Source organism: Occallatibacter sp. (genome assembly GCF_049802275.1).
In the GTDB taxonomy this organism is placed as follows: Bacteria; Acidobacteriota; Terriglobia; order Terriglobales; family Acidobacteriaceae; genus Telmatobacter.
The window spans coordinates 1-4,684 of the sequence record NZ_JBARMD010000458.1; the positions used below are offsets into that span (position 1 = coordinate 1).

Annotated in this window: 5 protein-coding genes; 3 read left to right on the forward strand and 2 right to left on the reverse strand. The window is 59.7% G+C overall.

Annotation, left to right across the window (positions count from 1 at the left end):
* Positions 1 to 1,469 (reverse strand): excinuclease ABC subunit UvrA (locus WA354_RS15850; protein WP_472813992.1); only part of this gene is annotated, 1,469 nt, incomplete at its 3' end.
* Between the two features lie 278 nt (positions 1,470 to 1,747).
* Here WA354_RS15850 and WA354_RS15855 point away from each other — a divergent pair.
* A complete protein-coding gene (locus WA354_RS15855; protein ID WP_472813993.1) occupies positions 1,748 to 1,912 on the forward strand; it encodes a hypothetical protein in 165 nt (54 codons plus the stop codon).
* Positions 1,913 to 2,105: 193 nt separating this feature from the next.
* Here the strand turns inward: WA354_RS15855 and WA354_RS15860 are convergent, their stop codons facing one another.
* Positions 2,106 to 2,885: a hypothetical protein gene (locus WA354_RS15860; RefSeq protein ID WP_472813994.1), complete on the reverse strand. Its 780-nt coding sequence runs from the start codon at positions 2,883 to 2,885 to the stop codon at positions 2,106 to 2,108.
* Positions 2,886 to 3,121: 236 nt separating this feature from the next.
* Here WA354_RS15860 and WA354_RS15865 point away from each other — a divergent pair, with 236 nt between their 5' ends.
* Both WA354_RS15865 and WA354_RS15870 read left to right on the forward strand, forming a co-directional pair.
* On the forward strand, positions 3,122 to 4,111 hold the full coding sequence (locus tag WA354_RS15865) for a hypothetical protein (RefSeq protein WP_472813995.1): 990 nt from the start codon (positions 3,122 to 3,124) through the stop codon (positions 4,109 to 4,111).
* A gap of 95 nt (positions 4,112 to 4,206) precedes the next feature.
* On the forward strand, positions 4,207 to 4,684 hold a 478-nt coding region (locus WA354_RS15870; protein ID WP_472813996.1), incomplete at its 3' end, for a threonine aldolase family protein.

Sequence of the window (4,684 nt, forward strand, 5' to 3'; positions counted from 1 at the left end):
GAGATGGGCGGCGCGGAGATGATTTCGCGGAGGAGGCGGGCGCCGAGGGCTTCGCGCGCAGTGAAGTTGAGCTCGTACGCGGCGGAGAGAGCCCGGTTGAGCGGGAGCGCGGTGAAGTCGGCGATGGAGAGGCCGTTGATTTTGACGGCGAGGGACTCGGGTCGCAGGCGCTTACCACGGCACGCGGGGCAAGGCGTTGCCGACATGAAGGTCATCATGTACTCGCGATAGCCGTCACTGCGAGCTTCGTCGATGCTGTCGCGGAGGTAGTTGAGAATGCCGTGGAAACCGGTGCGGGGGGCTTCGCCCTTGGGCGGCCCGTAGACCAGGATGTGCTGCTGCTTGGGAGGCAGATCTTCGAAGGGCTTCTTTAAATCAATGTCGTAGCGTTCAGCGGCGAGATTGATGAGACGCAGCAGGTATTGCGACGCGGAGCCGGGGCCAAGGCCGCCGTCGAGCAAGGGCTTGGACCAGTCAGTGATGACCTTGGCGGGGTCGAGATCGTAGAGGGAGCCGAGGCCGTGGCACTCCGGACACGCGCCGAAGGTGGAGTTGAAGCTGAAGCTGCGGGGTTCGAGCTTTGGCACATCGAGGCCGCAGTCGGGGCAGGCCATGGAACTGGAGAAGATCTGCTCTTCGCCGTTTGCAAGTCCGATCAGAACTAGTCCGTTGGCTAACTGGAGGGCTTTGGTGACGGCGGCTTCCAGACGTTTTTCTACGGAGGGTTTACCGGGGGCTGATTGGGTGTCTCGCTTTCCCACCCATGACTTTGTCATGGATGGGGCACCCGGCGCCTGGGGTCCGGTGGACTTTTGACTTGGGTCCTCGGTGGACGGCTTCAGGAGGATGCGGTCGACGATGGCTTCTACGGTGTGATTTTTGCGTTTGTCCAGGGACGGGGGGTCGGAGAGGTCGACGATTTCGCCGTCGACGCGGGCGCGAAAGCCCTGCTGATCAAGCTGATCGAGCAGATCCTTGAACTCGCCCTTGCGCCCTCTGACGACGGGAGCCATGACGGTAACTCGCTCTCCAGCGCCCAGTTGCAGGATGCGCTGGACAATCTGGTCAGCGGTCTGGCGGCTGATGGGGCGGCCGCAGTTGGGGCAGTGGGGGGTGCCGACGGAGGCGTAGAGGAGGCGGAGGTAGTCGTAAATCTCGGTGATGGTGCCGACCGTGGAGCGTGGACTGCGACTGGTTGTTTTCTGCTCGATGGAGATGGCGGGCGAGAGGCCCTCGATGGAGTCGACGTCGGGGCGCTCGATCTGGTCGAGGAACTGCCGCGCATAGGCGGAGAGCGTCTCGACATAGCGGCGCTGTCCCTCGGCGTAGATGGTATCGAAGGCGAGCGAGCTCTTGCCGGAACCGGAGAGGCCGGTGACGACGGTCAGCGTGTTGCGTGGGATACGCACGTTGATGTCGCGCAGGTTATGCTGGCGCGCGCCACGCACCGAAATGTGTGTGATGGACATGATCGGGCTAGGTGGAGATGGCGGTGAACCTGGACCAGTGGGCGGGAACCCGGTGAACTTTCGTTGTGGGTGCCGTGAACTTTGGTTTCGAGGCTGGTCACGGGATTACAAACGTACTGGGGGTATTCTATTTGCCAATAGAAACAAGGGTCAACGCATGAGATTTTCTGCGACAATCCTTTAGACAAAACTTCGGCGTCTAATGCAAATATCAGGCGCACGAAGCAAATAAAGAACGAGGAACTTTCCCCAGCAATTTTCGACGGGGGTCTAAAGAAATGGCTGACGCTCTTAACTTAGTGATGCTGGTTTGCGCCGCAGTAGGATCGATGGCGTTCGGTGTACTTATAGCCTACGGAGTTTTTCGCGTCGGCTTTGCGCTGATGCGGCCGCGAACCGCGCGGGTGCCCCTGAAGGTCCAGGCACAACTCGCTTCGGAATAGTAAACAACCCCTGATGATGAAGACGCGGCCCGGTGCAAGCTGTTCATGCGAGCCGGCTTTTCAGTGACCTGGCGGTCGCTGCTTCCTCCACTCTAACTAACCTGGCGTTGGCAGGTTGCGGCCAATCCGCAGCCGAACGAGACTCGGCCACCTGGCCGAATTTCCCGGCGCCTCGAAGCAATGGGCGACGGCATTATTGCGGGTTAGGTTGAGGAGCGCCTTGTTGCTGCTGCTGCTGAAGCTGGCGCTGCTGCATCTCTTCCATCACCTGCTGCGGAGTGCGGATAGGGCCATTGGGGCCGAATCCCGGCCGCATCGGGGCCTGCGACTGAGGAGGGGGCTGAATGGGCTGCTGCTGCTCTTCCGGCTGATCTGGAATATCTTCGTCAGGATCCTGCTGTTGGCGATTCATGCCACCGGGCGCGCCTGCGGGGCCGCTCTGGCGCGGGCTGAGCACGATCTCGCGCGGAGCTCCCTGGCCGATATCGCCGGCGAGCAGAATGTTGTATCCGGAGCCCTGCAGCAATTGCGAGATCACGTCGCGCGCCTTGCCGGGACCGTAGACTCCGTAAATGCGCTGATCGGCGCCCATACCTTCCACCTTCGTTCCAGTCTCGGTGGAAACCTCGTTGAGGATCTGCTGGAGGCTGGAGTTCGAGGCATTGATGCGAAGGCCATTGGCATCCCAAACCACGGACGCGGGGTTGGGCTTGTCGTTTACCGGCCAATTGGGCATCGGAGGCGGAGCCTGGGCAACCGGAGGAGGCTCCTGCTTTTTGGAACGGGCGTGGGAGTGGTGCGCGTTGGCTTGTTGCGATTTTGAAGTCGTTGGAGAGCCCGCCGGTTGGGATGCCGATTGCGCCGCGCCATAAACGCTGGAAAGAGCGGCGGCAAGAAGCGAGGCTGAGAGCATCACACACCGCGCTGATGAAGCTGGGATGACGCGGGACTGCAGTGCGGCGAATGTACGCATGGGATATGCTCCCTGGGGCAACGCGCGACCGGCAGCGCGGGTTCTGAACCACCCCACTGCATTAGACTATCAGTGGCCGTCGAACGCTCATAGAGTTTTCAGATGCGTTTGGTATGTCGGCTAAGTCGGGCAGCGAAGTTCAATGAAAAACAGGTTTGTTGCCCGGTCAATGTTCGGCAAATCGGACAGCTTGCAAGCTTCAGAACAGGCTGTGCGGAAGTGAGGAAACGCGAGTGATGCGCCTCTGCCAGAGGAGTTTTATTGCCGCGCTTTTGATCGCGGCGCCGGCTGCGGGATTCGCAGCTAGCTGTACTACGCAGTCAGAGTTAAGGCCGGAAGACCGCAGCACCCTCGCGTCGCTGGGTGAGCAGCTTTCTGATGCCGTTCTGCGACAGGATACGAGCGCTCTACAGACGGTGTTGCTGCCGGCGATGTCGGGGCAATGGGATGGGATTCGCGGGGCAGTAGAACAGGCTGCGCCACTGGTCAAAGGCGGCAAGGTTCAGTTGCGCAACTTATACCTGCTTGACGCCAGCACGCTGACGGCGCCCTCGGATACGCAGTTCTTCTGCTCAAACGCCAACGGCTCCATGACGGTGACGATCAGCATGCACGCTTTGCCGCCGGGGAAGTATGCGCTGGTCCTTTCGGATGCGGCAGGGGCGCCTCTGGCCGGGCAAATGGGATTTGTGCTTGTTTGGGATGTGACTGGAGCGCCCGGATGGAAACTGGGCGGATTTTCGGCGCGGCAGGGTATGTTCAATGGGCATGACGGTGTGTGGTATTGGACGCGGGCGCGCGAATTGGCACGCAGCAATCTGCCATGGGCCGCGTGGTATTGCTATGACGCAGCGCGCTACCTGGAATTGCCCGTCGATTTTCTCTCTTCGCCAAACCTGGACAAGCTGGTCCAGGAGCAATCGCAGATCAAGGGAGCCCCGTCAGCAGACACGTTTCCGTATTCGGTGACGAGCGGTGACCGCACGTGGAAGATCGATAGCGTGCGTCTGGATGCTTCACTTCACGAGCCGGATCTTGGCATTACTTACGAGTCAACGGGATCAAACGATCCAGCAGTATTGCGTACGGAGGCGATCGCGGTGCTGGGCGCGCTGCTGAAGGCTCAACCGGGATTGAGGGAGAATTTTCATGGAATGTGGGCGTATGCATCAATAAATGGCAAGCAGACGGCTGTGATGGAATTGCCGATGGGGCAGATACCTTAATGACAGAGAATAGGAACCATGTAGTAGGGAGTGACAAACGGCAAAACCCCGAAAACTCAAACTTAGAACTGATAGCTGAAAGCTGAGAACTGAGAATGGTTGAGTTGATTGATTTGCGGTCGGATACTGTGACGCGGCCTACACCGGATATGCGCGCAGCGATGGCGGCAGCGGAAGTTGGGGATGACGTGTACGGCGAAGATCCGACGGTAAACCTGCTGGAGAAGAGGGCTGGCGAGATCTTCGGGCGCGAAGATGCGCTGTTTGTGCCGACGGGCACCATGGGCAACCAGATTGCGATTCGACTGCTGACGCAGCCGGGGCAGGAAGTGATATGCGAATCTCGCTCGCATATTCTCGATTGGGAGATGGCTACGACCGCAGTGTTTTCAGGATGCCTGGTCCGGGCAGTGCCAACAGACCGAGGCTGGCTTAAGTGGGAAGACATTGAGCCAGTGATTTACAAGCGTGGTTCATTTCGCGCGGCGACGGGCCTGATCGAGATCGAGAACACGGCAAATCTGGCTGGCGGGCGCTGCACACCGTTAGCAGTGATGCAGGAGATTTGGGAAA